Raw genomic sequence first — 302 nt, 5'->3', positions numbered from 1 at the left:
CGCAGCCGGCCCACGGCCGGGCAGATCGAGGCTGCGGACGCCTTGTACCGCGCCGTCAACCGGCAGCAGCGGCCTTTTCCGGCCACCCGCTACCCGGCCCGCACCGCGCTGTCGGCCAGAATCATGCCTGTCTCTTATACACATCTCCGAGCCCACGAGACATTAACAAGGATCGCGTATGCCGTCTTCTGCTTGAAAAGCGGGGGGGGGGGGGGGGGGGGGGGGGGGGGGGGGGGGGGGGGGGGGGGGGGGGGGGGGGGGGGGGGGGGGGGGGGGGGGGGGGGGGGGGGGGGGGGGGGGGG

The 302-nt window shown here is 76.5% G+C and carries 1 protein-coding gene; it reads right to left on the bottom strand.

The features are described from left to right. Positions 1-121: 121 nt before the first annotated feature. A partial coding sequence (locus tag JHD64_RS21580; RefSeq protein WP_199055759.1) for a hypothetical protein occupies positions 122-302 on the bottom strand: 181 nt, incomplete at its 5' end.

The organism is Aquitalea sp. ASV15 (genome assembly GCF_016429115.1).
GTDB lineage: Bacteria > Pseudomonadota > Gammaproteobacteria > Burkholderiales > Chromobacteriaceae > Aquitalea > Aquitalea magnusonii.
This window is presented reverse-complemented; position numbering and strand designations above follow the sequence as displayed.